General features: G+C 69.7%; 20 protein-coding genes and 1 pseudogene. 6 read left to right on the top strand and 15 right to left on the bottom strand.

Translation table 11 applies throughout. The features are described from left to right. From AC0IY1_RS24770 to AC0IY1_RS24755, 4 genes and pseudogenes are all read left to right on the top strand, one after another. Positions 1-96, top strand: a pseudogene (locus AC0IY1_RS24770) ((S)-ureidoglycine aminohydrolase); the annotation flags it as partial. Between the two features lie 388 nt (positions 97-484). Next, positions 485-2,647 carry a malate synthase G gene (locus AC0IY1_RS24765; protein ID WP_471773212.1) on the top strand — a complete coding sequence of 721 codons (2,163 nt, stop codon included), beginning with the start codon at positions 485-487 and terminating at the stop codon, positions 2,645-2,647. A 40-nt stretch (positions 2,648-2,687) separates the two neighbouring features. Next, positions 2,688-2,825, top strand: a complete 138-nt coding sequence (locus tag AC0IY1_RS24760) for a hypothetical protein (protein WP_471773211.1) — start codon at positions 2,688-2,690, stop codon at positions 2,823-2,825. Between the two features lie 117 nt (positions 2,826-2,942). After that, the gene (locus AC0IY1_RS24755) at positions 2,943-3,755 is read left to right on the top strand and encodes an SDR family NAD(P)-dependent oxidoreductase (protein WP_471773210.1); all 813 of its coding nucleotides are present in this window, start codon (positions 2,943-2,945) and stop codon (positions 3,753-3,755) included. Between the two features lie 30 nt (positions 3,756-3,785). Here the strand turns inward: AC0IY1_RS24755 and AC0IY1_RS24750 are convergent, their stop codons facing one another. The 6 genes from AC0IY1_RS24750 to AC0IY1_RS24725 form a co-directional block, all read right to left on the bottom strand. Next, on the bottom strand, positions 3,786-5,036 hold the full coding sequence (locus tag AC0IY1_RS24750) for a sensor histidine kinase (protein WP_471773208.1): 1,251 nt from the start codon (positions 5,034-5,036) through the stop codon (positions 3,786-3,788). Between the two features lie 433 nt (positions 5,037-5,469). Next, positions 5,470-6,477: an SLAC1 anion channel family protein gene (locus tag AC0IY1_RS24745; protein WP_471773206.1), complete on the bottom strand. Its 1,008-nt coding sequence runs from the start codon at positions 6,475-6,477 to the stop codon at positions 5,470-5,472. Positions 6,478-6,505: 28 nt separating this feature from the next. Further along, entirely contained in the window at positions 6,506-8,752 is a 2,247-nt protein-coding gene (locus AC0IY1_RS24740) for a xanthine dehydrogenase family protein molybdopterin-binding subunit (RefSeq protein WP_471773205.1), read from the bottom strand. Positions 8,753-8,762: 10 nt separating this feature from the next. After that, positions 8,763-9,209 carry a (2Fe-2S)-binding protein gene (locus tag AC0IY1_RS24735; RefSeq protein ID WP_471773203.1) on the bottom strand — a complete coding sequence of 149 codons (447 nt, stop codon included), beginning with the start codon at positions 9,207-9,209 and terminating at the stop codon, positions 8,763-8,765. A 476-nt stretch (positions 9,210-9,685) separates the two neighbouring features. Further along, positions 9,686-10,057: a response regulator transcription factor gene (locus AC0IY1_RS24730; protein WP_055949661.1), complete on the bottom strand. Its 372-nt coding sequence runs from the start codon at positions 10,055-10,057 to the stop codon at positions 9,686-9,688. Between the two features lie 316 nt (positions 10,058-10,373). Beyond that, positions 10,374-11,042, bottom strand: a complete 669-nt coding sequence (locus AC0IY1_RS24725) for a response regulator transcription factor (protein WP_471773201.1) — start codon at positions 11,040-11,042, stop codon at positions 10,374-10,376. 528 nt (positions 11,043-11,570) lie between these two features. Here AC0IY1_RS24725 and AC0IY1_RS24720 point away from each other — a divergent pair. Beyond that, complete coding sequence (locus AC0IY1_RS24720; RefSeq protein ID WP_471773200.1) at positions 11,571-13,157, top strand: alkaline phosphatase D family protein; 1,587 nt, start codon at positions 11,571-11,573, stop codon at positions 13,155-13,157. Positions 13,158-13,226: 69 nt separating this feature from the next. Here AC0IY1_RS24720 and AC0IY1_RS24715 read toward each other — a convergent pair whose 3' ends face one another. The 9 genes from AC0IY1_RS24715 to AC0IY1_RS24675 form a co-directional block, all read right to left on the bottom strand. Further along, positions 13,227-14,741 (bottom strand): ABC transporter ATP-binding protein, encoded by a 1,515-nt coding sequence (locus tag AC0IY1_RS24715; RefSeq protein ID WP_471773215.1) that lies wholly within the window; start codon positions 14,739-14,741, stop codon positions 13,227-13,229. Positions 14,742-14,858: 117 nt separating this feature from the next. Beyond that, on the bottom strand, positions 14,859-15,572 hold the full coding sequence (gene biuH, locus AC0IY1_RS24710) for a biuret amidohydrolase (RefSeq protein ID WP_471773199.1): 714 nt from the start codon (positions 15,570-15,572) through the stop codon (positions 14,859-14,861). Then, entirely contained in the window at positions 15,569-16,597 is a 1,029-nt protein-coding gene (locus AC0IY1_RS24705) for a formamidase (protein WP_055949669.1), read from the bottom strand. The genes biuH and AC0IY1_RS24705 overlap by 4 nt, the downstream gene beginning before the upstream one ends. Positions 16,598-16,650: 53 nt before the next feature. Next, a complete protein-coding gene (locus AC0IY1_RS24700) occupies positions 16,651-17,586 on the bottom strand; it encodes an ABC transporter permease (RefSeq protein ID WP_471773197.1) in 936 nt (311 codons plus the stop codon). Between the two features lie 24 nt (positions 17,587-17,610). Continuing rightward, on the bottom strand, positions 17,611-18,735 hold the full coding sequence (locus tag AC0IY1_RS24695) for an ABC transporter permease (RefSeq protein ID WP_103712301.1): 1,125 nt from the start codon (positions 18,733-18,735) through the stop codon (positions 17,611-17,613). Positions 18,736-18,804: 69 nt separating this feature from the next. Then, entirely contained in the window at positions 18,805-19,926 is a 1,122-nt protein-coding gene (locus AC0IY1_RS24690) for a BMP family ABC transporter substrate-binding protein (RefSeq protein ID WP_055949679.1), read from the bottom strand. Between the two features lie 619 nt (positions 19,927-20,545). Further along, positions 20,546-20,698, bottom strand: coding sequence for a hypothetical protein (locus AC0IY1_RS24685; RefSeq protein WP_181017462.1), 153 nt, complete (start codon positions 20,696-20,698; stop codon positions 20,546-20,548). Between the two features lie 98 nt (positions 20,699-20,796). Next, complete coding sequence (locus AC0IY1_RS24680; protein ID WP_471773195.1) at positions 20,797-21,021, bottom strand: hypothetical protein; 225 nt, start codon at positions 21,019-21,021, stop codon at positions 20,797-20,799. Positions 21,022-21,558: 537 nt separating this feature from the next. Next, positions 21,559-22,041 (bottom strand): sigma-70 family RNA polymerase sigma factor, encoded by a 483-nt coding sequence (locus AC0IY1_RS24675; protein ID WP_471773194.1) that lies wholly within the window; start codon positions 22,039-22,041, stop codon positions 21,559-21,561. Positions 22,042-23,033: 992 nt separating this feature from the next. Here AC0IY1_RS24675 and AC0IY1_RS24670 point away from each other — a divergent pair. Next, a partial coding sequence (locus AC0IY1_RS24670; RefSeq protein ID WP_471773214.1) for a CsbD family protein occupies positions 23,034-23,152 on the top strand: 119 nt, incomplete at its 3' end.

Raw genomic sequence — 23,152 nt, 5'->3', positions numbered from 1 at the left:
GCCTGCTACGCCGGGGGACCCGGACCCTTCCGCTACCTCCTCTACAAGGACGTCAACCGACACCCCGCGCTCGACCCTATCCAGGCCCGCCGATGAGCGGCGGAGGGCGGCGCCCTCCTGTCGCCCGACACCGTTTCCGACCGTTGCGGCCCCCCGCGCGCAGCGCGCGCACAGGCGATCAGGACACTCGCCCACCCAGCCCTGAGCGCCTTCTCTGCGCCCCGGGACGGCATGGCAGCTGCGGTGCCGGCAGCCACCGAGTTTGTCGATCTCGGTCGGCGCGTCTATTGCGTCGCCCACTGGACGCCGGTTCGGAGCTTTCCGCACCCCCGTGCGGGGAGCTCTCGCCGAGACGACGGCCGCAGGGACGTTGTCGGGCTGTTCCCCCTGCGCGTGAATTCGAGAACGGGCGGTCGACATCGACGGTTGGCTACGACCGCAGCCGGTGGCATTCCAGGGCAAACCTTCCGTGAATGGATCGAAGATGGATCGAATGGATATCGGCGGCCTCGCCGTCGCCCGTGTGCTGTACGACTTCGTTGCGGAGGAGGCCCTGCCCGGGACCGGCATCTCGCCCGAGGTGTTCTGGGGCGGCCTCGGCGCGATCGTCCGCGACCTGACGCCGAAGAACCGGGCCCTGCTGGCCAAGCGCGACACGCTCCAGGCACAGCTCGACGCCTGGCACCGGGAGCGGGCCGGCAAGCCGTTCGATTCGGCGGCCTACAAGGCGTACCTGAAGGACATCGGCTATCTCTTGCCCGATCCGGGACCGGTGGCGGTGCGCACGGACAACGTCGATGACGAGATCGCCCGCATCGCCGGGCCGCAACTCGTCGTGCCGGTCTCGAACGCCCGCTACGCCCTGAATGCCGCCAATGCCCGCTGGGGCTCGCTCTACGATGCCCTCTACGGCACCGACGCGATCTCGGAGGAGGGCGGCGCGATCCGCAGCGGCGGTTACAACCGCACCCGCGGCGCCCGGGTCGTGACCCGCGCCCGCAGCTACCTCGACCGCTTCGTGCCACTGGCCGGCGGCCGCCATGCCGACGTGGTCACCTATGCGGTCGAGCAGGGCGGCCTCGTCGGCAACATGAACACCGGCGAGACCGTGCCGCTCGCGCGACCGGATCTCTTCATCGGCTATCGCGGCCGGGCCAGCATGCCCGCTTCCCTGCTGCTGCGGCACCACGGGCTGCACGTCGAGGTCGTCCTCGACCGGACGCATCGGATCGGTCGCTTCGATGCGTCCGGCGTCGCCGACATCCTGCTGGAATCGGCCGTCTCGACGATCATGGATCTCGAGGATTCCGTCGCCACGGTCGATGCCGACGACAAGGTCGTCGTCTACCGAAACTGGCTCGGCCTGATGAACGGGACCTTGACGGCCTCCCTCCAGAAGGACGGCCGCACCGTGGAGCGGCGCCTCAACCCCGATCGGCACTACATCGCGCCGAACGGCGGCGAGGTGGTGGTGCCGGGCCGCTCCCTGATGCTGGTGCGCAACGTCGGTCACCACATGGACACGGATGCGGTGCTCGACGCCGAGGGCCGCGAGATCCCCGAGGGAATGCTCGACGCCGCGGTCACCGCGATGATCGCGATCCACGATCTCAAGGGGGATTCCGGACTCCGCAACAGCCGGCGCGGTTCGGTCTACATCGTGAAGCCGAAGATGCACGGGCCCGAGGAGGTCGCTTTCGCGGTCGAGCTGTTCGGACGCGTGGAGGCCATGCTGGGTCTCGACGCGAACACCCTCAAGATGGGCATCATGGACGAGGAGCGCCGGACCACGGTCAACCTCGCTGCCTGCATCGCGGCCGCGGCGGAGCGGGTCGTGTTCATCAACACCGGCTTCCTGGACCGCACGGGGGACGAGATCCACACCGCGATGGAGGCCGGCCCGGTCATTCGCAAGAACGACATGAAGGCGACGCCCTGGATCAAGGGATACGAGGAGAACAACGTCGATGTCGGCCTCGTCTGCGGCCTGCTCGACCGGGCGCAGATCGGCAAGGGCATGTGGGCGGCGCCCGACGCCATGGCCGACATGCTGATGCAGAAGGGCGCCCACCCGAAGGCCGGCGCGAGCACCGCCTGGGTGCCGTCGCCGACCGCCGCGACCCTGCACGCGCTGCACTATCACGAGACCGACGTGCGGGCGCGTCAGGTGGAACTGGCCCGCCGGCCGCGCTCGGCCCTCGACGAGATCCTCGAGATCCCGCTCGCCCGCTCGAACTTCGCCCCCGACGACGTGGCCCAGGAGATCGACAACAACGTCCAGGGCATCCTCGGCTACGTCGTCCGCTGGATCGACCAGGGGGTGGGTTGCTCGAAGGTGCCGGACATCCACGATGTCGGGCTGATGGAGGATCGCGCGACCTTGCGGATCTCGTCGCAGCACATCGCGAACTGGCTGCATCACGGCGTCGTCAGCGAGGAGCAGGTGATGACGGCGCTCAAGCGGATGGCGAAGGTGGTCGACCGCCAGAACGCCGGCGATCCGCTCTACCGCCCCATGGCTCCCGACTACGACGGACCGGCCTTCCAGGCGGCCAGCGACCTCGTCTTCAAGGGCCGCGCGCAGCCGAACGGCTACACCGAGTGGATCCTGACCGAGCGCCGTCGCGCCGCGAAGGCGGCCCGCTAGACCGGCATCGGATCCGCCCGAACCGCGCGCGACCGCATACGTGCGGCCGCGCACCGGACCGGCCCCCGAGACGCCTGCCGGCATCGCTCCCGTCGACGACCGCCCACACGCGGGCGGCGTGAACTTTCGCGCCCTGCGGGTTCCGAACGCTGCGCCGACCTGGGCCCTGCCGACCTGATCGTCGCGGTACGGACCCATACGAAGGTATGTCGCGGTCCGGCATCCGTATGAATGCTTGGGCCGGTACGCACCGATACGCTCTCAAGCAGTCGAGAAGGCTTGCCGGAGAGTGACGATGACGGACCATGCGAAAGGTGTTGCGCTGATCACGGGCGCATCGGGCGGTATCGGTGCAATTTACGCCGAAGAACTCGCCAAGCGCGGCTATGATCTCATCCTGGTCGCTCGGAACGCGGATCGCTTGCATCAGACTGCGGACGCGCTGCGCAGCGCGTCCGGTCGAAACGTCCGGACGGTCGAGGCGGACCTGAACGACGGCTCGGACCTTCGACGCGTCGAAGCGCTGCTGCGCAGCGACGCGACGATCACCATGCTGGTCAACAATGCCGGGTTCGGCTCGGCAGCCCCGCTGCTCCAGGCCGAGCCGGACGAGATGGAGCGCATGATCGGGGTGAACGTCACGGCCCTGACGCGTCTCGCCTACGCGGCGGCTCCGGCATTCGTCGCCCGGGGCCATGGCGCGATCATCAACATCGCCTCGACCGTCGCCCTCGCGCCCGAACTGCTCAATGGCGTCTACGGCGCCAGCAAGGCCTACGTTCTCGCCTTCACGCAGTCGCTGCAGCACGAACTGTCGTCGAAGGGCGTGCGGATCCAGGCCGTACTGCCCGGCGCGACCGCGACGGAGTTCTGGACCGTGGCCGGTATCGGCGGCCATCAAAACCTTCCGGCCGGCATCGTCATGGCGGCGGGCGATCTGGTCGCGGCCGCGCTCGCCGGCTTCGATGCCGGCGAGATCATTACGATTCCGCCCCTGGAGAACAACGACGCCTGGACCGCCCTGGATGGCGCACGCCGCGACCTGTCCACGCACCTCGCCGCCGCAACGCCGGCGAGCCGCTATCGGATGGTCCGATCCGCGGCGTAGACCCCGGAGCGGCGAGCCGGGCCGATGCCGTCAGGCCCGATCGAGCGGCAGGCACACGGAAAACCGGGCCCCCGGTTCTCCGTGGCGTGTCTGCGCTTCGATCGAGCCGCCATGGGCCGCCACGATGGTGCGGCAGATCCGCAAGCCCAGGCCGAGCCCCTCGGCGCGCGTCGTGAAGAAGCCGTCGAACAACCGGTCGATGGCTTCGTGCGCGAGGCCCGGCCCGTTGTCGACGACGTCGATCACGACCGAATCGTCTCTGCGAAACGTCTCGATCGTGATTTCCGGCCTCGGCGTCCGGGCTTCCCGGTGGATCTGGATCGCGTTCATGAGCAGATTGACGAAGACCTGCTGCAGCTGGACCCGGTCCGCGAAAACCGTCGCGGACGGATCGCCGCAGACGATGCTGAACGTCACGTTGGTGCGGTTGAGGTCGTGCAGCACGAACTGCACGGATTCGGTCAGGACCTCCGCGACCGAGACCGAGACCTGCACGCTGTCGCGCTTGGCGGCCATGCGCCGGGTGCGGTCGATGATGTCGCCGGCGCGGGCGACCTGGTCGACGATGCGCTGGCATTGACGCCGGAGGAGGTCACGGTCGACGGGCTCGCGATCGAGGAGGCGCAGCATCGCCCCGGCGGTCATGCCGATGGACGCGAGGGGCTGGCCGATCTCGTGCGCGATCGAGGCCGAGAGTTCGCCCAGCGTGGAGATGCGCGAGACGTGGGCGAGTTCGTCCCGCAGGGTATCGAGGGATGACTGCCGCTGCACGTCTTCGGTGATGTCGACGAAGGAGGCCAGCCACAGTCCCGACGTGGCGCCATCCGCCCGTGGAACGACGCAGAACAGCGTCTCGAAGCGTGACCCATCCAGCCGGACGCTGTGGGCCTGCTGCTGGAACGAGGTGGCGCCGGCCGCGAAGGCCCGCGCGGAGTTCACCTGGGCCGTGCAGAGCGGATCGAAGAAGCGCTGCGTGCGCTGCCCGATCATGTCCGAGCGGACCGCAGCGCCGAACATCCGCACCGCCGCCTCGTTGACGTCGAGGATGACCATGCCGCGTCGCAGTCGGTCCGCCATCACCGGATGGGCGTCGAGATATCCGGTGATCTCGGTGATCCCGGCGGCGTGGAGTTCATCGATGGCGGCGACGCGTTCGCGCGCGTCGACGACGACGAACCCGATCGTCGAGACCTTCATGCAGACGAGGTACCAGGCGTCGCTCCAATCGGCTTCCGTTGCCACGACGATCCGGTCGAACGTCGGCGCAAGACCGGGGCTCATGTCCTCCACCCTGGGGCGGGGACGCCTTGCCTGCGCTCCACCACCGGCCGCTCGATCCACACACCGGCCGGTTTCCGTGCCCGGCTCGGCACCACCCCGGTGCTCGTCATCGGAAAACTCGGCTCTGGGTCCGCGAAACGGATAGGTCCGGGGATCGGCGGCGACAAGTCTCCAACCTGCAAGTCTCCAAGATGCAAGTCTCCAATCTGGAAGTCTCCCACCTGCAAGTCTCCCACCTGCAAGTCTTCGCGTGTCGAAGGGCTTTGGCTTCGCGTGTCGACGGGCTTTGCCGACGGGATCGGCACATGCGGGATCGGCAGATGCGCGATCGTGATGCGCGTGGTCGATGCGGACGCGTTCATGACTCCATCTCCGTGGCCGGTGGAATCGATGGCCGCCGAGGCCCCCTCGTGGCCCGAGAAGCGCGGCTGCCTCAGCCGCTGAGAGCCTGCAACTCACCCCGCACGATGCCCGCCGCGGTGCGGACGGTGAGGGCGCCGATCAGCCCCGTCGCGAACGCCAGGAGCAGCAGGGCCATTCCGTCCGCGAGCCCGGTCTGCGCGTAATCGGCATAACGCAGGGCCGCCACGGCCGTCGCGGCAACCGGGAAGCTCACCGCCCACCACGACACCCGGAAGGGGCAGCATCGCGGCAGGTCGCGCAGCAGCCCGATCAGAATCACGAAGACGAACAATCCGACCAGAAACAGAGCTTCCGCGAAGGCATCGATCCGACCCAGCGTCGCTGCGTAGCTGGAGAAGCCGACGACGAAGGGCGCGACCAGGATCATCAGGGTCGGGCGCAAAGCCGGGGCGAGCGGCTCCTCGAAGAGGAGGCGCGTGAAGACGAGGGTGAAGAGCGGCACGGCAAAGAACAGGCCCACGCTCAGAGAGAACAGGGTCAGCGTTCCGGTCTGCGGCAGCTTCAGGGAGGGCGCGGCGAGCGGAATGTCGAGGAGGCCGACGACCGGCACGATCCAGGCGGGCGTCGCATGCGTGAGCTGCTGCCGACTGCTCATCCAGCGGCTGACGATCACCACCGCGAACAGCACCATCCCGGCGGTGGCCAGGATCCAGAGGCCCTGGGCCAGGACGAGGCTGAAGCGGGCGATCACCAGCGGCAGGAGCAGCAGGCTGATCAGCATCGTGCCGAACAGGTTGCCGGCGATCGGGTGCCGGAACTCCGCCACCACGGCAGGCCAGGCCGTCACCGCCTTGAGCCCGTAGGCCAGGGCGAGGGCGAGGAAGACCGCCAGGGCGATCCACCCGATCGCGTCCGCCACCAGGACCGGCGCACCGAACCGCCTGGCGGCGAGCTGCCACGCGGCGCTCAGGCCCGTCAGCCCCATCACGGAGCCGAACAGGGACACCGGCAGGTAGGCGAATTGCGGGCCCTTCGGGAACCACGCCCCCCGAGGGGTCCGTGCGGCAACCGTCGTCATCACGAGCACTCCCGTTCCGATGTTCGTCTCACGCCCCGGAAAGGCGCGCCTTGCCGAGGGGCAGGCTGCGCGGGCGCTGGCCGGTGAGCACCGCCACCGCGTTGACCACGGCCGGCGGAACGCCGGGCAGGCCCGGTTCGCCGATGCCTCCCATCGGCGCGCCGCTCTCCACGATGGTCACGTGCACCCGCGGCATCCGATCCCGGTCGAGGATCGGGTAGGCATCGAAGTTCCGCGCCTGCCGCTGGCCGCCTTCGTAGACGACCTGCTCCAGGAGGGCGGAGGAGAGGCCGAGAGCCGCCGCGCTCTCCACCTGTCGCTTCACGATCGCCGGATTGACCACCGCACCTGGATCGATGGCGATCCAGAGGTCATGGACCCGCGCCTCCCCGTCCTTGAGCGACACCTCCGCGATGGTCGCGGTCTCGGAGCCGAAGGGGGAGGCCATGGAGACGCCCCTGGCCCGGCGCGTGCCGTCGGCAGCCGCGAACGGCCCACGCTTCCAGCCGCCGGCGAGATCCGTGACCGCATTCAGCAGGGTGCGCTGCCGGGGACTGTCCTTGAGCAGGGCCAGACGTAGGGCAAGGGGATCCTTGCCACCGGCCTGGGCTACCTCGTCGAGAAAGGATTCGTAGAAGAAGTCGTTCATCGAGTGCCCCACCGAGCGCCAGAACGCGATGGTGACCGGATGAGGCACCTTCACGTAGGTGAGCGTCCGGTTCGGGATCGCGTAGGGCTTCTGGTCGAGGCCCTCCACCACCGACGAATCGACCGGCGACTTGAACAGCGCGCCGAACCAGCGCCCGATCGGCCCCTCGCCCACGGCCCGGATCTCCAGTGCCACGGGCATCCCGTCCGGCCCCAGGGCGGCACGAAAGCGCGCGAAGCTCAGCGGGCGCAGGGCGTCCATGCCGAACTCCTCCTCCCGCGACCACAGCACCCGCACCGGCTTGCCGGTGGCCTTCGCGAGCAGGATTGCCTGCGGGAAGGGGGTGGCCGACCCGTAGTAGAAGTGGCGCCCGAAGAAGCCGCCCAGCAGCGGCGAGTGGATCCGGACCTGATCCGGCTGCAGCCCGGCGGTCTTCGCCGCAACCTGCTGAAACAGCTCCGGCATCTGGTTCGGGAGCCAGAGATCGAGGCTGCCGTCCTCCGCAAAGCGGGCGACGGCCGAGGGTGGCTCCAGCTGGGCGTGGGCGAGGTAGGGCGCGTCGTACTCGGCCTCGACGACCTGGGCTGCGGCCTGGAAGGCGGTGGCTGCGTCGCCAACCTGCTCGGCCGGGACGCCGGGCTCGGTCGCTCCCTTCAGGGCCGCCAGCATCGACGCCGAGGAGAAGCTCTCCGAGACGGTCGCGATCCCCTCCGGCAACGGCTTGGTCCAGGTGACCTGCAGGGCTTCCGCTCCCTTGCGCGCGCGCCACCAGGTATCGGCCAGAACGGCCACCGCGCCGGGCAGCCGCTGCACCGCCTGCACGCCGGGCATGGCGCGCACCGCCGCCTCGTTGGCGATGGCCTCGGGCTCGGTGCCGAGGTGGGGGGCATGCTGTACGGCGGCATGCAGCATGCCGTCGATGCGGAGATCGATGCTGTAGGCGGCCCGGCCGGTGGACTTGTCGCGCATGTCGAGACGGGCGACGGGCTTGCCGATCCAGCGGAAATCCTTGCGATCCTTCAGGGCCACGTCGTCCCGCGGCTGCAGGGCGAGGGCGGCGGCGGCCAAGGCGCCGTAGTCGAGCGACCGTTCGGTAGCGGCGTGGATCACCCGGCCATCATCCGTCGTCAGGCTGTCCTGCGGGACGGCAAGTCGCGCCGCGGCTGCGCGGAGCAGCATCTCGCGGGCGGTGGCCCCGAGCCGCCGCATGGCCTCGAAGCTGGAGCGGGTGGAGAAGCTGCCGCCGGTCATGCGCAGACCATTGACGACGGCGTAGTCGGGACCGGGCGGAGCGCACTCGACGGTGAAGCGCGCGGGATCGAGGTCCAGCTCCTCACCGATGGTCTGGGCGAGTCCGGTGTTGATGCCCTGTCCACCCTCCACGAAGGGGCTGAGCAGGCGCACGCGGCTGTCGGGGCCAATCTCGAGGAAGGCCGCGACGCGGGTTCCGGGCTTCGGGGCGACCGCCGCCGGGCCTTCGGCACGGGTCTGGGCGGCCGCTGGATCGAGGCGCATGCCGATGCCGAGGAACAGGGCACCGGAGGCGGCGCCCAGGAAGCCCCGGCGGGAGAGGTTGCGGATCGGCTCGCGGCGGTCGGTGCGGTGAAGGGGCGTCAGGTCGGTCATCGCTTCCTCCTCAAGCCGCGGCCTGCCGCACGGCGGCGGCGATGGCGTTGTAGGTTCCGCAGCGGCAGAGATTGGTCATGGCGCCTGCGATGTCTGCGTCGGAGGGCTTCGGGGTCTGCTTGAGCAGGCTGGTGGCGGCCATCACCTGCCCGGACTGGCAGTAGCCGCATTGCGGCACCTCGATGCCGATCCAGGCCGCCACGACCTTCGCGCCGACTGCATCCCGCTCGATCGCCTCGATGGTGGTGATCGCCTGCGCGCCGATGCTCTCGACGGGGATCTGGCAGGAGCGGATCGCCTGCCCATCGAGCAGCACCGTGCAGGCGCCGCACTGCCCGATCCCGCAGCCATACTTGGTGCCGGTCATTCCCAGGCTGTCACGCAGAACGAAGAGCAGCGGCGTGTCGGGCTCGGCCTCGACCTCGTAGGGGTGCCCGTTCACCGAGAGCTGGACCATCGTTCGACCTCTTTGAAAGCGTGGTCACAGGATCTGACGCCATCATCCGTGGCCCTGGCCGCCCCGACGGTCTCGGCGGGAGAGGGGATCGCGGTTCGCCTGCTGTCCGAACAGGCCTACAGGCCCGCGCCCTGGCTCGGAATCATACGAAGGTTAGGGGTGCTCACCCCAAGCGATGATCCCCGGGAGGCGTCGACAACCCTCGTATGGACGTCCTCTCCGAAGGGGCGAGCGCGCCCGAACCGGTCTGCGCAATCGTGCCCGGCACGACGCGCGATCCGGTGGTGACGGAGGCCGATGGGTCGACTCGATCGCCGCGGAGATGCACGCGGAGGCTCCGGATCTACCCGTCCCGGTTCGCCTCCCGATGCGCAACCGGGGCGGGGAACGGGGCCTTGGCCGAGGCAAGCTTTGGGCTCGAGACGGGAGCACCTCCCGGGGCGGGAGGTCTTGAACGGAGGCCGGCCCGATCCGCGTCAGGTTTCCGTCATCGCGTCCAGGCAGCGGATGAGGTCGTCGGCTGCGAGAGGCTTGCGCAGGAGGTCCCGGGCGCCTCCGGCGAAAGCCCGGCGCCGGACCGTCTCGTCGGTCAGCGCGGTCATCATGACGATCGGCAGGGCTGGTCGCGAGAGCCGTACGCGATCCTGTAACTCCAAGCCGCTGAGACCAGGCATGTTGATGTCAGTGAGAAGACAAAAGACCTCGCCCTCGACGCCTGAGGCAAGGAACGCCTCACCCGAACTGAACGGTCGCGTGTCATAGCCCAAGGCCTGAAGAAAGCAGGACGTCGCGTCCAAAACAGCTTCGTCGTCGTCAACGACAGCGACGGCTTTCTTCTCGACCGACACGAGTCTTCCTTTCGTGGCTCCCTACCGGCGGACGATATCCGCCTCCATAAGCCCATAGATCGGACCGGGATATCATACGTTCGTGTGGTCCGGCCGCTCGCGCTCCGGCGCGACTCCCACCGGCCGAGGCACCTCGAACCGTCGGTGGAAGACCGCGCGCGGAAGGGGAGCCGGCCGAGCGATCCGGGATCGGTGCACGACGTGGTCTCGGACTGCGGCGGCCAACGCGTGCGCCGGAGCCCTCGTTCCGCGCTCGCCCGGGTCCGTTCCGAGACACGCCCATCGCGGAGACCCGGGGCTCGTGCTCCCCGCCCGATCAGTTCACGCCTGCCGCCTTCAGCCATTCGGTCTTCCGCACGAGGTCGGCGACGGAGCCGGCCGCCATCTTCCGCATGACGTTGCCGCGGTGAATCTTGACGGTGATCTCGCTGATCCCCAGCGCATGGGCGATCTGCTTGTTGAGGAGCCCCTTGACCACCTGCTGCATGACCTCGGTCTCACGCGCCGTGAGGGTCCGGGCGAGGGCTTCGAGTGCGGCCATACCCGCGCGCTCGGCGCGGCGCGCCCGATCCCGATCGATCGCGACGGCGATCGCGTCCAGCATGTCCTGATCGCGGAACGGCTTGGTCAGAAAATCGAGCGCGCCGGCCTTCATGGCCTGGACACTCATGGGAATGTCGCCGTGACCGGTCATGAAGATGATCGGCATGCGATTGCCCAGGGCGATCAGCTTCGTCTGCAGATCGAGGCCGCTGGCTCCGGGCAGCCGGACATCCAGAACCAGGCAGCCGGGGCGATCCGGCAGGGCGGCGGCGAGCAGGTCGTGCGTCGATCCGAAGGCCAGCGTATCGAGTCCGACCGACCGGAGCAGGTCCTGCAGGCCGTCGCGGACGCCCTCGTCATCCTCGACGATGACGACCAGGGGAGCGGTTTTGGCGGCGGCAGTCGGCCTTGGAGAGCGGCGGATATCGCTTGCCATCGTCATCAACGAGACCTTGGAACCCGTGGGCGTGCGTCGATCAAGGTCGTGCTTACCGAGATTTCCGCTGCCTGATCAAGCGCGCTTCAGCGGGCCAGAACCGATTTTCATCTTTCTCTTACCGAGTCATCAAGTTAACGGCGCCCAGGCATGACGCTGCTTGGCCGCGAAACACCGCATCCTCGTCGATCGGAGACTGATCCAAAGCGGTCTTCGTACTTGTCCGGTTCTTGCGGTCCCGGTGGCGCCGGGCATCGGCGACAGCGGAAAGAAGCGGTTCTGTGCTGGCTTCCAGGCGCGGCAGACGGCTTCCAGGCGCGGCAGACCGCCCTGTCGGGGCAAGGGCACCGGCTGCCGCGGCCCGTTCGCGGGATCTTCGCAGGCGCAGGATCGTGCCACCGCGTCGATCGCGGCGCATGCCGCCCCCGCGCAGGACGGTCGTCGCCGAAAGCCGCCCGTGTGTGACGCGTGCAGCGTCGTCAAGGCGTCAGACAGGATCGCCATAGCGGAGCCTTCGGAAGGGAGCCCGCCGCCATGTCCTCCTCGTCCCGTTGCAGCCTGACCCGCCGTCCGTTCCTGACGGGGGCCGCCGGCCTCATCGGGCTCGGCACCGGCGTTTTCCGGCCCGGCCTCAGCCGGGCCGCAGACCGCCCCGTCCTCACCCACGGTCTGCAATCCGGCGACGTCGACGGCACCTCCGCCGTGGTCTGGGCCCGGGCCGACCGCCCCTGCCGGGCGATGATCGAGTGGTCGACCACCGAGCGCTTCGCGGACGTTCGCGGCGGCGTCTTCGCCGATGCACTCCCGGCGAGCGACGGCACCGTGAAGGTCGCCCTGACGGACCTGCCGCCGGGCCAGGACGTGTTCTACCGGGTCCGGCTGCAGGATCTCGCCGCGCCGACGATCCTCGGGGCGCCGCAGGTCGGGCGCTTCCGCACGGCCCCGGCCGAGCGCCGCTCGGTCTCGTTCTGCTGGTCCGGCGATACGGCGGGCCAGGGCTGGGGCATCGACGAGGCCCGGGGCGGGATGACGATCTACGCAGCCATGCTGCGCAACCGGCCGGACTTCTTCCTGCATTCCGGCGACACCATCTACGCCGACGGCCCGATCGTACCGGAGGTGCGCCTGCCCGACGGCACCCTCTGGCGCAACCGCGTCACCGAGGCGGTGTCGAAGCCGGCCGAGACCCTGGAGGAGTTTCGCGGGCGCTACCGCTACAACCTGACCGACGCGAACGTGCGGGCGATGAACGCCGAGATCCCGATCTTCGCGCAGTGGGACGACCACGAGGTCACCAACAACTGGTGGCCGGGCGAGCCTCTGACCCGGGCCGAACACCTGCGGAAAGCCTATCGCGACCCGAACGTGCTGGCGCTCCAGGTCCGCGCCACGCGGGCCTTCCACGAGTACATGCCGATGCGCTTCGCGCCGGCGGAGCCCGGCCGGGTCTACCGCAAGATCTCGCATGGGCCGCTGGTCGACGTGTTCCTGCTCGACATGCGCTCCTATCGCGGGCCGAACGGCGAGAACCGGCAGACCGCCTACGGGCCTGAGGCCCATTTCCTCGGCCCGACACAGATCGCCTGGCTCAAGCGGGAACTTCTCGCCTCCCGCGCGACCTGGAAGGTGATCGCGGCCGACATGCCGATCGGGCTCGTCGTCCCCTACGAGTCCCAGCCGCCCTTCGGCTCGGAGGCCATCGCGCAGGGCGACGGGCCACCGCTGGGCCGGGAACTCGAGATCGCCGACCTCCTGCGCTTCCTGCGGGATGCGGGCATCCGCAACACCGTCTGGCTGACGGCGGACGTGCACTACGCGGCGGCGCATTACTACGACCCGAACCGGGCGCGATTCCAGGATTTCGAGCCGTTCTGGGAGTTCGTCGCGGGCCCGTTGCATGCCGGCACCTTCGGCCCCAACGCCCTCGACGACACCTTCGGACCCCAGCTGCGCTTCGCGAAGGCGCCCCCGCCGGGCCAGACCAATCTCTCGCCGGCCGCGGGCTACCAGTTCTTCGGCCACGTCGCGGTCGAGGGCGCGACGGAACAGATGACCGTCACCCTGAAGGACGCCGCCGATACCGCGCTCTGGTCGGTGACCCTCGATCCCGTACGACCCTAGCCGGCCGGACCGGATCGCCGGGCACCTTCCGGCCAAGCCCCCTCCGGCCGGGTACCCCGGTCTCGCGCCTCAGTGATGCCCCGCCATGTGCCGGCCGATGCTGCGGGCGTCGGCCTCGGCGCGGCTCACCGCGTGCACGATGCGGCCGTCGGACATCACCACGATGCGGTCCGAGAGCTCCAGGATCTCATCGAGATCCTCGCTGATCAGCAGGACCGCCGCGCCGGCGTTGCGGGCCGCCATGATCCGGGCCCGGATCTCGGCGACGGCGGTGAAGTCGAGCCCGAAACAGGGATTGGCCACGACGAGGAGGTCGACCGGATCGGTGAGCTCGCGCGCCAGCACCGCCCGCTGCACGTTGCCGCCGGACAGGGTGGCGATCGGCGCTTCGGCGGAGGCGGTCTTGACGCCGAAACGCGCGATGAGGTCTCGGGCGCGGCGGCGCAGGGCGCCGGTGTCGAGCCAGACGGTCGACGGGCCCGTGACCGCGCCCCCCGCGGCGGCGGCACGCTCCGCGCGTCGGTCGAAGGCCCGGAAGGCCAGGTTCTCCGCCACCGACATGCGCGGCGCGCAGGCATTGCGCAGCGGCTCCTCCGGGATGACGCGCACCCGCCGCGCCCGGCTCTGGGCGCGGCGTCCGTCATAGGCCTTGCCTGCGACCTCCACCCGGCCGCCGGTGGCGCGGATCTGGCCGCCGAGCACGTCGGCGAGTTCCTTCTGGCCATTGCCCGAGACCCCGGCGACCCCAACGATCTCGCGGGCCTGCACCGCGAGGGCGTCGACGGCGAGGTGACGCAGGCCGGAGGCGTCGGTGGCGCGCAAATCCGCGATGCGCAGGACCACCCGGCCCGGGTCGGGCCCACCGACGCGGTTGGTGGCGGCGCGCACCGGCCGCGCGCCCATCATCATCGCCGCCATGTCGTCGCGGCTGAGTTCGCCGACCCGTCCGCCGCCCGCGAGCGTGCCGCGGCGCAGGACGCTGACGCTGCGGGCAAACGCCTCGACCTCGCGGAACTTGTGGCTGATCATCAGCACCGTCAGCTCGCGCCGGTCCGCCATGGCGCGCAGGAGGCCCAGCACCTCCTCGGCCTCCGCCGGCGTGAGCACCGAGGTCGGCTCGTCGAGGATCAGGAATCGCGCCTTGAGGGAGAGCTGCTTGATGATCTCGAGCTTCTGCTTCTCCCCCGCCGCGAGCTCGGCCACCGGGCGATCGAGGTTCAGCCGGAACGGCATCCGTTCCATGAAGGCGGCCAGCGCCGCGCGCTCGGCGCGCCAGTCGATCACCGTCGGCACCCGGGGCCGGGCGATGACGAGGTTCTCGAGGCCGGTCAGGGACGGCACCAGGGTGAAGTGCTGGTAGACCATGCCGAGGCCGCGGGCCTGGGCGCCCTTTGGATTGGTGATCGCGACCTCCCGGCCATCCACCAGGACGCTGCCCGCGCTCGGCGCATAGAAGCCCATGATGCACTTCACCAGGGTCGACTTGCCCGCGCCGTTCTCACCCAGCAGCGCGTGGAAGCCGCCGGCCTCGATCTTCATCGAGACGTCGTCGAGGGCCGCGAAGGTGCCGAAGCGCTTCGTCATGCCGATGGTCTCGACCGCGATGGCGCCGGGCGGCGGTGCCTCGGGCGCCACCGGCGCCGCGCCTCCGTCCCGGGGCACCGCCGTGCGAACCGCTTGCGAGAAGGACACCATCGCGGATCATCCCATCGCCGCCAGGAGGGCCTCGGAGGTCGCCACGGCGCCGAAGACGCCGCCCTGCATCGTCACCATCTTGAGGGCAGCCTCGTGGTTGCCCCGGTCGGTGGCCGCGCAGGCGTCGGAGACGATCACGCACTCGAAGCCGCGGTCGTTGGCCTCGCGCATCGTGGTGTGGACGCAGACATCCGTGGTGATCCCGGTCAGGATCAGGTTGCGGATGCCGCGCTGCCCGAGGATCAGCGCCAGGTCGGTGGCGCAGAACGAGCCCTTGCCGGGCTTGTCGATGATCGGCTCGCCGGGCTCGGGCGCCAGCTCGGGGATGATCTCCCAGCCGGGCTCGCCACGCACCAGCACGCGCCCGCAGGGCCCGGAATCGCCAATGCCGACCCCGATCCGGCGCGAGCGCCAGCGCTTGTTCTCGGGCAGGTCGGCCAGGTCCGGCCGGTGGCCCTCGCGGGTGTGAATGACGCCGTAGCCGAGACGCCGGGCCGCCGCGAGCAGGCGCCCGATCGGCGCGATCGGCGCCCGGGTCAGGCCGATATCGTAGCCCATGGTGTCGACGTAGCCGCCGGGACCGCAGAAATCGATCTGCATGTCGATGATGACGAGGGCGGTGTTGTCGGGCCGAAGGGCTCCGTCGAAGGGCCAGGGATAGGGCTCGGCGACGGCGTAGCGCGCCGCATCCGCCGGCAGGCGAAAGGGCGCCGCGCTCATTCCGCCGCCTCTCGGGCGTCCGGGGTCTGTCCGGCGCCGTAGGACCGGGTGGGCGCGGCAAACCCGCAGGAGGTGCCGTCGACCACCTTGACCCCATCCTCCCAGGGCAGTCGGTAGCGGCCGGCGGCCAGGTCCTGCATGTAGGTGTAGGGGCAGTCCCCGGCGCCACCCTTCACGGCCGTGTAGCCGCGGTGTCCGAGCTGGTAGATGTTGTTCTCGACGCCCCAGTGGAGGCGCGCCTCGCGCACGAGGTCGGGACGGACCTCCGCGGTGATGATCTCGTCGACGCGCCCCGTGGTGCCGTGGGCGATGATCTGACCGTCGAAGTTGACGATCATGCCCTCGCCCATGGAATCGAACGAGCCGTCCGAACCGCACATGCAGACGTTTGCGGTGACCATCAGGTTGCAGAAGGCATTCGACTGGTTGGTGAAGCGCCAGGACTCGCGGATCGGCGCCGTGTAGCCGGCCGTGCGGATCATGATCTCGGCGCCCTTGTAGGCGCATTCCCGGGCCATCTCGGGGAACATCCCGTCGTGGCAGATGATGAGGGCGATCTTGGCCCCGCGCGGCCCCTCGATGACCGGGATGCCGATGTCGCCGGGCTCCCAGGGCTCGACGGGCACCCAGGGGTGCATCTTGCGGTAATAGAGCTTCACCGCGCCGGTGTCGTCGATGATGATGCCGGTGTTGAACGGGCTGCCGTGCGGGTTGAACTCCATGAGGGAGAAGCAGCCCCAGATCCGGTTGTCGCGGCAGGCCTGGGCGAAGGCCGCGACCTCCGGCCCGTCCATCCGGCACAGGATGTCAGGGTTGGTCTCCATGGACAGGCCGTGGAGGGCGTATTCGGGGAAGACCACGAGGTCCATGGTGGCCAGGTTGCGCCGGGCCTTGCCCACCAGGGCGACGATGCGCTGCGTCTGCGCGGCGAGGTCCGCCCTGGTGACGACGGTCGGCAGCTGCAGCTGCACCAGACCGAGCACCACGCCGTTCGGGGATTTGTTGAGGCCGCCAAGTCCGTTCATCGGAGATACCTGTTTGCTCGGGCTTACTGTTTCTGGGCTTGGTTCTTCTGGGCTTACTTCGCTTGGCCGAGTTCGCCCGGCGCTCCCGCCAGGGCGTGGTTCGGCGACGAGGTGGCGATGAGGACGCCGAGGGTGAGGACGTAGGGCGCGGCGTAGAACAGGTAATAGCCCTGCGAGACGCCCACCGACTGGAGCGCCGGCCCGAGGGCTCCGGCCCCGCCGAACAGCAGCGCGGCGCCGAAGCAGGCCAGGGGATTCCAGCGGGCGAAGACCACGAGGGCGACGGCCATCAGGCCCTGCCCGGAGGAGATGCCCTCGTTCCACGAGCCCGGATAGTAGAGTGACAGGTAGGCCCCGCCGATGCCGGCGAGCACCCCACCGGCCCCGGTCGCCAGCAGCCGGACACGATCGACGTCGTAGCCCATGGCCCGCGCCGCCTCCGCGCTGTCGCCGACGATGCGGACCACGAGGCCGGTGCGGGTGTTGCGGAACGCCCACCACAGGAGGACGCTGAGCACCGCCCCGATCAGGAACAGCACGTTGACCTGGAGGGCGGCCCGGATCTGAGGCACGTCGGACCAGTCGCCGAAGGGGAGCGCCGGCAATTGCGGTGCCGAGGGCTGGATGAAGGCCTTGCCGAAGAAGAAGGCGAGGCCCGAGCCGAACAGCATCAGGGCGATGCCGAGGGCCACGTCGTTGACCCGCGGCAGCCGGCAGATCCAGCCGTGGGCGAGGCCGAACAGGCCCCCCGCCGCGCCCGCCACCGCGACGCCGGCCCAGGCCGAGCCGGTGAGCACCGCCGTGGCGTAGGCCGACATCGCCCCGAACACGAGGGTGCCCTCGAGGCCGAGATTGATCCGGCCCGAGCGCTCCGTGATGGTCTCGCCGAGACTGACGAACAGGAACGGCGTCGAGACACGGATGGCCCCGCCGATGACCGCGATGAGGACGTTCCAGAGGCCGAGGTCGCTCATAGGGGAGGCGCTCATAGGGGGGCGCTCATAGGAGGGCGCTCATGGCACGGTCTGGGCCGCCGCGGCGCGCTTCTCGCCCCAGAGATGCGGACTGAACAGCTTGAAGCGCCCGTACAGCGTCTCGCCCATGAGGACGAGGAGGAAGAGCAGCCCCTCCAGCAGCAGGATGGTGGCGTCGGGCAGGTGCAGGCGGCGCTGGATCAGGCCGCTCGAGGCCTCGATCCCGCCGAGCAGGAAGGCGACGGGCGGGATCGCCAGGGGGTTCTGGCGGGCCAGGAACGCGATGAGGATGCCGGTATAGCCGTAGCCGGCGATCAGCGAGGCGTTGGCGTTGCCGTGGACGGCGGCCACCTCGAAGAATCCGGCCAGCGCCGCCAGGGCTCCCCCGAGGGCGGTGAAGCCGGCGATCAGGCGCCCGACCGCCAAGCCCTGGATCTGGGCCGCGCGCACGTTGCCGCCGGCGATCCGGGCGGCAAAGCCCAGGGTGGTGCGCTCGGTCAGGAGCCAGGCGAGGAGGCAGGCCACCACCCCGACGCCGAGGCCCCAATGCACCTCCAGGCCCGGCATCGGGCCGACCCGGAAGGCCTCGTCGATGGTTCGCGTCGACGGCTTGTTGAGGCTGCCCGGGTCGCGCAGCAGGCCCTCGATCAGGTGGTTGGCCAGCGCGATGGCGATGTAGGACATCAGCAGGCTGGCAATGGTCTCGTTGACGCCGCGCCAGGCCCGCAGGGCGCCCACCGCCCCGAGCCAGAGCGCCCCGGTCAGGAGGGCGGCCAGCGCCATGGCGGCGATGCCGAGGCCGGAGGGTGCCCCCGACAGGGGCGCCGCCACCGCCGCCGCGGCGAGGCCGCCGAGCACGATCGCGCCCTCGCCGCCGATGACCACGAGGCCGAGCCGGGCGGGCAGCGCCACGCACAGGGCCGCGAACAACAGGGGCGCGGCGCGCTGGAGGCTGTTCTGGAGGGCGAAGGCGGAACCGAAGCCGCCCCGGTAGACGAGGTCGAGGAAGGCCGCCGGCGACTTGCCGAGGCTCAGGAGGAACAGGCTGAACAGGCCGAAGCCGAGGGCGAGCGCCCCGAGCGGGATGGCGAGCGCCTCCACCCGGCGCGCCGCCCAGGCCCGCAGGGGCAGACTCGCCGAGGGGCGCGGCACTGCCACGGCCATGTTCGACGGAGCAGTCTCGGCGACCAAGGTTGTTCCTCCCGCTGGCGGCGTGCGTGACGGACGTTTCCCTCAGGCCGAGCCCCTGACACCCTCGACGAGGTAGCCGGTGCTCTCGAGTTCGGGCGCATTCTCGGGGAAGCCCTTGCCGGCCTCGGCGATCGCGTTGCCCTTGTTGTCCTTGAGCGGCCCCCGGATGATGGCGAACCCGCCCTTCATCATCTCGGCCTTGACCGCATCGGCGTTCTTGCGTGCCGCCTCGGAGACGGCGGGACCGTAGGGGCTCATCCGGACGAACCCGTCCGCGAGGCCCCCGCGCAGGAAGTTCGGGGGCGCCTTGCCCGCCTGCATGTCGGCGACGAAGCCCTTGTAGATCGGGGCCCAGTCCCACTCGGCACCGGTGAGGTACCGGTCCTTGGCCAGCGCCGACTGGTCGGCATGGTAGCCGCAGACGTAGGCGCCCCGCCGGGCGGCGGTCTCGACCGTCACCTTCGGGCTGTCGACGTGGCAGGTGATGACGTCGGCGCCGCCGTCGATCAGCGCGTTGGTCGCCTCCGCCTCCTTGACCGCCAGCGACCACTCGCCGGTGAAGATGACCTGGCAGGTGATCGACGGGTCGACGCTGCGGGCGCCGAGCAGGAAGCCGTTGATGTTGTTGAGGACCTGGGGGATCGGCTTGGCCGCCACGAAACCGATCTTCTTCGACTTCGTCGCATGCGCGGCCACGATGCCGTTGAGGTACTGGCCCTGCGCGATGTAGCCGAAATAGGAGCCGGCGTTCTTCGGGTTCGCCGCGGTCCAGAGGCCGCCGCAATGGCGGAACTGCACCTTCGGGTTCTTCTTGGCCTCGATCAGCACGTGGGGATCGAAGTAGCCGAAGGAGGTCGGCAGGAGCAGGCTCGCCCCGTCCATGTTGATCATGCTCTCCATGGTCTTCTGGACGTCGTTGGTCTCGCGGACGTTCTCCTCCTCGACCACTTCGACCCCGGGCAACCCTTTCAGGGCCGCGGCGCCCTTCGCATGGGCCTGGTTGTAGCCGTAATCGTCCTTCGGTCCGACGTAGACGACCCCGACGGTCATCGGCCCGGCCGCCCGGGCGCCCGTCGACGCCAGGGCCGAGAGGCCGAGAACGGCGGTGCCGCCCAGGAGGGTTCTGCGCGAGATCGACTGATGAGCCACGGGGCCTCGTTCCATCGTTTGGCAAGCGATGGGACAGACCTTTGCAAGGTCTGGGCCGCAGCGCGGGCGCACCACCCCTGTCTTCGTCATCCGGTCGGACGTCGGCCGCCACAATCCACGCCGGCGCAACGAGGCTCCGCGGGATGCCCCGGCCGCGGCGCACGCGCCGAGGCGGAGTGCGCGCGCGTCTCATCGGGTCTGCCGATGGCGCCGGCTTTCGAGACCGGCCAACCGTCTCGTCAGCCGCTCCTGCGGGACGTCCACCGGCCCGAGCCGCGCAAAGGTCCGGACAGGGTCCGGTCACCGCGGCCCTCAGCGGCGCGCAGCGGGCCTCGACAGCCACGCTCGCCAGACCGCGACGGATGGTCCCGACGATGCGCCCGTCCGCTCCGGCCCGGCCGGAGGCGTCGACAGCGCTGCCGCCCGCCTCGTCGACGACACCATGACGAATGACGATGGGGCATCGGTAAGGCCCCGGGCATCCACCGTCGTCGACGGTTGCCGTCACGGACCAATGGCCGTCGAACCGGGTGGCAGCTTCGGCGGCCGAGACGCTCGCGGCCGCCAGACGCGTCGCGAACCACCGTGAAAAGCGTGTCACGGTCTCCTCTGCGGGCCGCCCGCTTGGAGCGCGTCAGCGTCCCTCTGGGTCTCGGGCCAGGTAGAGAACCATCAGTTCGCCTGTCGCCCGAACCGCATAGGCCGCGGCCGTCTCGCCGACGTGCGGCGGAACCACATCCGTCACGGAGCCGCCGTCCAGGAGGGCGGCGAGTTCCGCGCGCGTCATCCCGGACTCGACGGCCTCCCGGATGGCGCCCGCGTCACAGGCCCGTTTGTCCGTGGCCCGCGTATCCGCGGCCGGGGGCCGGGTGGGTCGAACGGACGTCAGGCGACCGCCCCGGCACCGGCCGGACCGCGGGGAAGCGAGTCGGGAGCGGCCTCGCCCGGGGGCTCCTCGAATGGGGCCGAGGGTTCGTCGGCCCCCAGCGGACGCTCGCCCGGATAGGGTCGAGGCGGCATCGCGGGCGGGGTGTCGTCCGCGATGCGCCCGGGCCTGTCGGGATCGGCCGTGCGGCGCTCCTGCGCTTCTGCGAGGCTCTCTCCTGCCATGATCTCTGAAGTCTCTCTTCTCGGAAACCGGCCCCTCGGAAACTGGCCTCTCGAAGCCTCGTCTAGCGAAGACTCGCCTCTCGAAGCCTTCGATGAGGTCTGGGACCCGGACGGGGCCTTCGGGCCGGGCGAGCGCCCGGAGTGGCGCGATGCCCGGCCCTGCGGCCATGCCGAACCTGATCGGGGGGACATACGAGGTCCGGCATAACTCTGCGAATGGCTTGAACGCGATAGGTGTTACGCCGGCGATCGGCGATGACATCGAGATATGCCCGCCATCGGTGCGCTCAATGATGCAGATGCATCATTTTTCTCGGATTTTACCGGTCAACCGCGACTCCCTTGCTTGCTCTGCTCCGAGCGCGGATGGGGTTCCGGTGGCGGGATGCATGGGGGCGGGAAGGGTGGACCCGGCGCGCCGGCTCGAAGGGTGTGGGCGCCGGGCCATCGCGGCGTCGATCGTGGACCGGGCCAGGCCGACCCGTGTCGTCGCGCCGGCCCGCGGGCGGGGGCTGGTCGCGGGGAGGTCCGCGCCGCTCAGGCCGCCCCCATGGCCTTGACCAGGCGTTCCCGGGCGCGGCTGACGCGGCTCTTCACGGTGCCGGTCTGACATCCCAGGACGACCGCGGCCTCGTCGTAGAGCAATCCATCAACCATCACGAGGAGCAGCGTCTCGCGGTGTTCGGCCGTCAGGCCGTTCAGGGCGGCCTGAAGCTCGATCAGTCCGACGCGGTGCTCCTGCTCGGGCTCCAGGCACAGGGTTGCCGCGAAGGCACCGTCGACGTCCTCGACCTCCCGGCGAAACCGCTTGCGCTGATTGAGGAAGGTGTTGCGCAGGATCGTGAACAGCCAGGCGATCAAGCGGGTCCCCGGCTCGAACCGTGCGCGGTTCTCCCAGGCCCGCATCAGGGTGGTCTGAACGAGGTCGTCGGCCTCAGCGGCGTTCCGGCACTGGGACCAGGCATAGCGGCGAAGCCGCGGGACGGCGGCGATCAAGTCGGTCCGGAACGTATCGGGCACCTGTCCGTCCGCCTGCGCCGCGGACAAGGCGCTTCGGAGTCGAACCAGGACCTGGCCGAGACGGGAATCCGGCGCGACTTCACCCGGGAAGGGAAAAATCTCGTTCAGTCTTCGGCCGATCAGATCCTGAATCGGTCGTGGCAATCCTTCGTTGTCCGAAGAGGAGCTCAGCACTCTGACATCTGTCTGCACGGATGATCGCCCTCTTGTCTGGGACAGACGATGATTTGCTCGACGTCGGAGACGCCGAAGCAGTCGGGGGCTTGTGATTGGGCAATCACATTCACGTCAATGATCCAGATATACCAGACAATCGATTATCCGACGCGGAACTGCGGTCCCACGCACTTGTTACGACCGGGACTTGGCAAGCGGCGCGATGTGCCATGGGGAGTTCCAGTGATACGCGGCGTCGACACGCAGTCCCGCACACAGACGCGAGCCGGCCCGGGAAAAGCGCGGCGCGCGGGGATGCGTGACGGACCGGGACATCTCCTCCGGGATCGCGGCCTCCGGGGCGTTCGCTGCACCCCCGTTCGGATGGCGGCGTCCGGGTAGAAAAAACCGGCCTACCGGTACGTCTGTATCATTGCTGGGGATTCGTCGGGGACCATCTGAGGGGTCAGCCGAGACGCAGAGCACCTGCGGCCGTGTCCCTCCCGCCCCTGACACGCCTCGGTCCCGTTCATCCCATCCCGGAGGATCACGTGAGTTCCACCAAGCCCTCCGCACCCGGTTCCGCCCCCGCTTCGAGCGACGCGGTCAAGGGCTCGGTGAAGGAAGCCATCGGGAAACTGATCGGCGACCGACAGGTCGAGGCCGAGGGTCGATCCCAGCAGGATCCTCCCGTGTCCGACGATCCCCCGGAGTCCCGCCCAAAGTCCCGCCCGAAGTCGGACGGGGCCAGCCCCAAAACCAGGACCAACCTCGAACCCTAGCTTCGGCCGCGCGCCGCGCGACGAACCTCATCCACGAACACAGGAGATTTCAGCATGGTCGACACGGATCGCATCACGGGGACTGCCAAGGAGCTTGGCGGCAAGGTTCAGGGCACGGTGGGCGACCTCACCGGCTCGAAGCGGGACGCGCTCGAGGGCCGTGCCCGCGAGGC

This window comes from Methylobacterium sp. AC690 (genome assembly GCF_979256535.1).
This window is presented reverse-complemented; position numbering and strand designations above follow the sequence as displayed.

Coding starts and splice junctions, on each gene's coding strand:
- AC0IY1_RS24750 (WP_471773208.1), bottom strand. CDS start 5,036: ATGAGCCCCGGTCTTGCGCCGACGTTCGACCGGATCGTCGTGGCAACG.
- AC0IY1_RS24680 (WP_471773195.1), bottom strand. CDS start 21,021: ATGGCAGGAGAGAGCCTCGCAGAAGCGCAGGAGCGCCGCACGGCCGAT.
- AC0IY1_RS24740 (WP_471773205.1), bottom strand. CDS start 8,752: ATGACCGACCTGACGCCCCTTCACCGCACCGACCGCCGCGAGCCGATC.
- AC0IY1_RS24765 (WP_471773212.1), top strand. CDS start 485: ATGGATCGAATGGATATCGGCGGCCTCGCCGTCGCCCGTGTGCTGTAC.
- AC0IY1_RS24685 (WP_181017462.1), bottom strand. CDS start 20,698: ATGACGCGCGCGGAACTCGCCGCCCTCCTGGACGGCGGCTCCGTGACG.
- AC0IY1_RS24700 (WP_471773197.1), bottom strand. CDS start 17,586: ATGAGCGCCTCCCCTATGAGCGACCTCGGCCTCTGGAACGTCCTCATC.
- AC0IY1_RS24745 (WP_471773206.1), bottom strand. CDS start 6,477: ATGACGACGGTTGCCGCACGGACCCCTCGGGGGGCGTGGTTCCCGAAG.
- biuH (WP_471773199.1), bottom strand. CDS start 15,572: ATGAGCGCGGCGCCCTTTCGCCTGCCGGCGGATGCGGCGCGCTACGCC.
- AC0IY1_RS24690 (WP_055949679.1), bottom strand. CDS start 19,926: ATGGAACGAGGCCCCGTGGCTCATCAGTCGATCTCGCGCAGAACCCTC.
- AC0IY1_RS24715 (WP_471773215.1), bottom strand. CDS start 14,741: ATGACGAAGCGCTTCGGCACCTTCGCGGCCCTCGACGACGTCTCGATG.
- AC0IY1_RS24695 (WP_103712301.1), bottom strand. CDS start 18,735: ATGGCCGTGGCAGTGCCGCGCCCCTCGGCGAGTCTGCCCCTGCGGGCC.
- AC0IY1_RS24725 (WP_471773201.1), bottom strand. CDS start 11,042: ATGACGATGGCAAGCGATATCCGCCGCTCTCCAAGGCCGACTGCCGCC.
- AC0IY1_RS24705 (WP_055949669.1), bottom strand. CDS start 16,597: ATGAACGGACTTGGCGGCCTCAACAAATCCCCGAACGGCGTGGTGCTC.
- AC0IY1_RS24755 (WP_471773210.1), top strand. CDS start 2,943: ATGACGGACCATGCGAAAGGTGTTGCGCTGATCACGGGCGCATCGGGC.
- AC0IY1_RS24720 (WP_471773200.1), top strand. CDS start 11,571: ATGTCCTCCTCGTCCCGTTGCAGCCTGACCCGCCGTCCGTTCCTGACG.
- AC0IY1_RS24735 (WP_471773203.1), bottom strand. CDS start 9,209: ATGGTCCAGCTCTCGGTGAACGGGCACCCCTACGAGGTCGAGGCCGAG.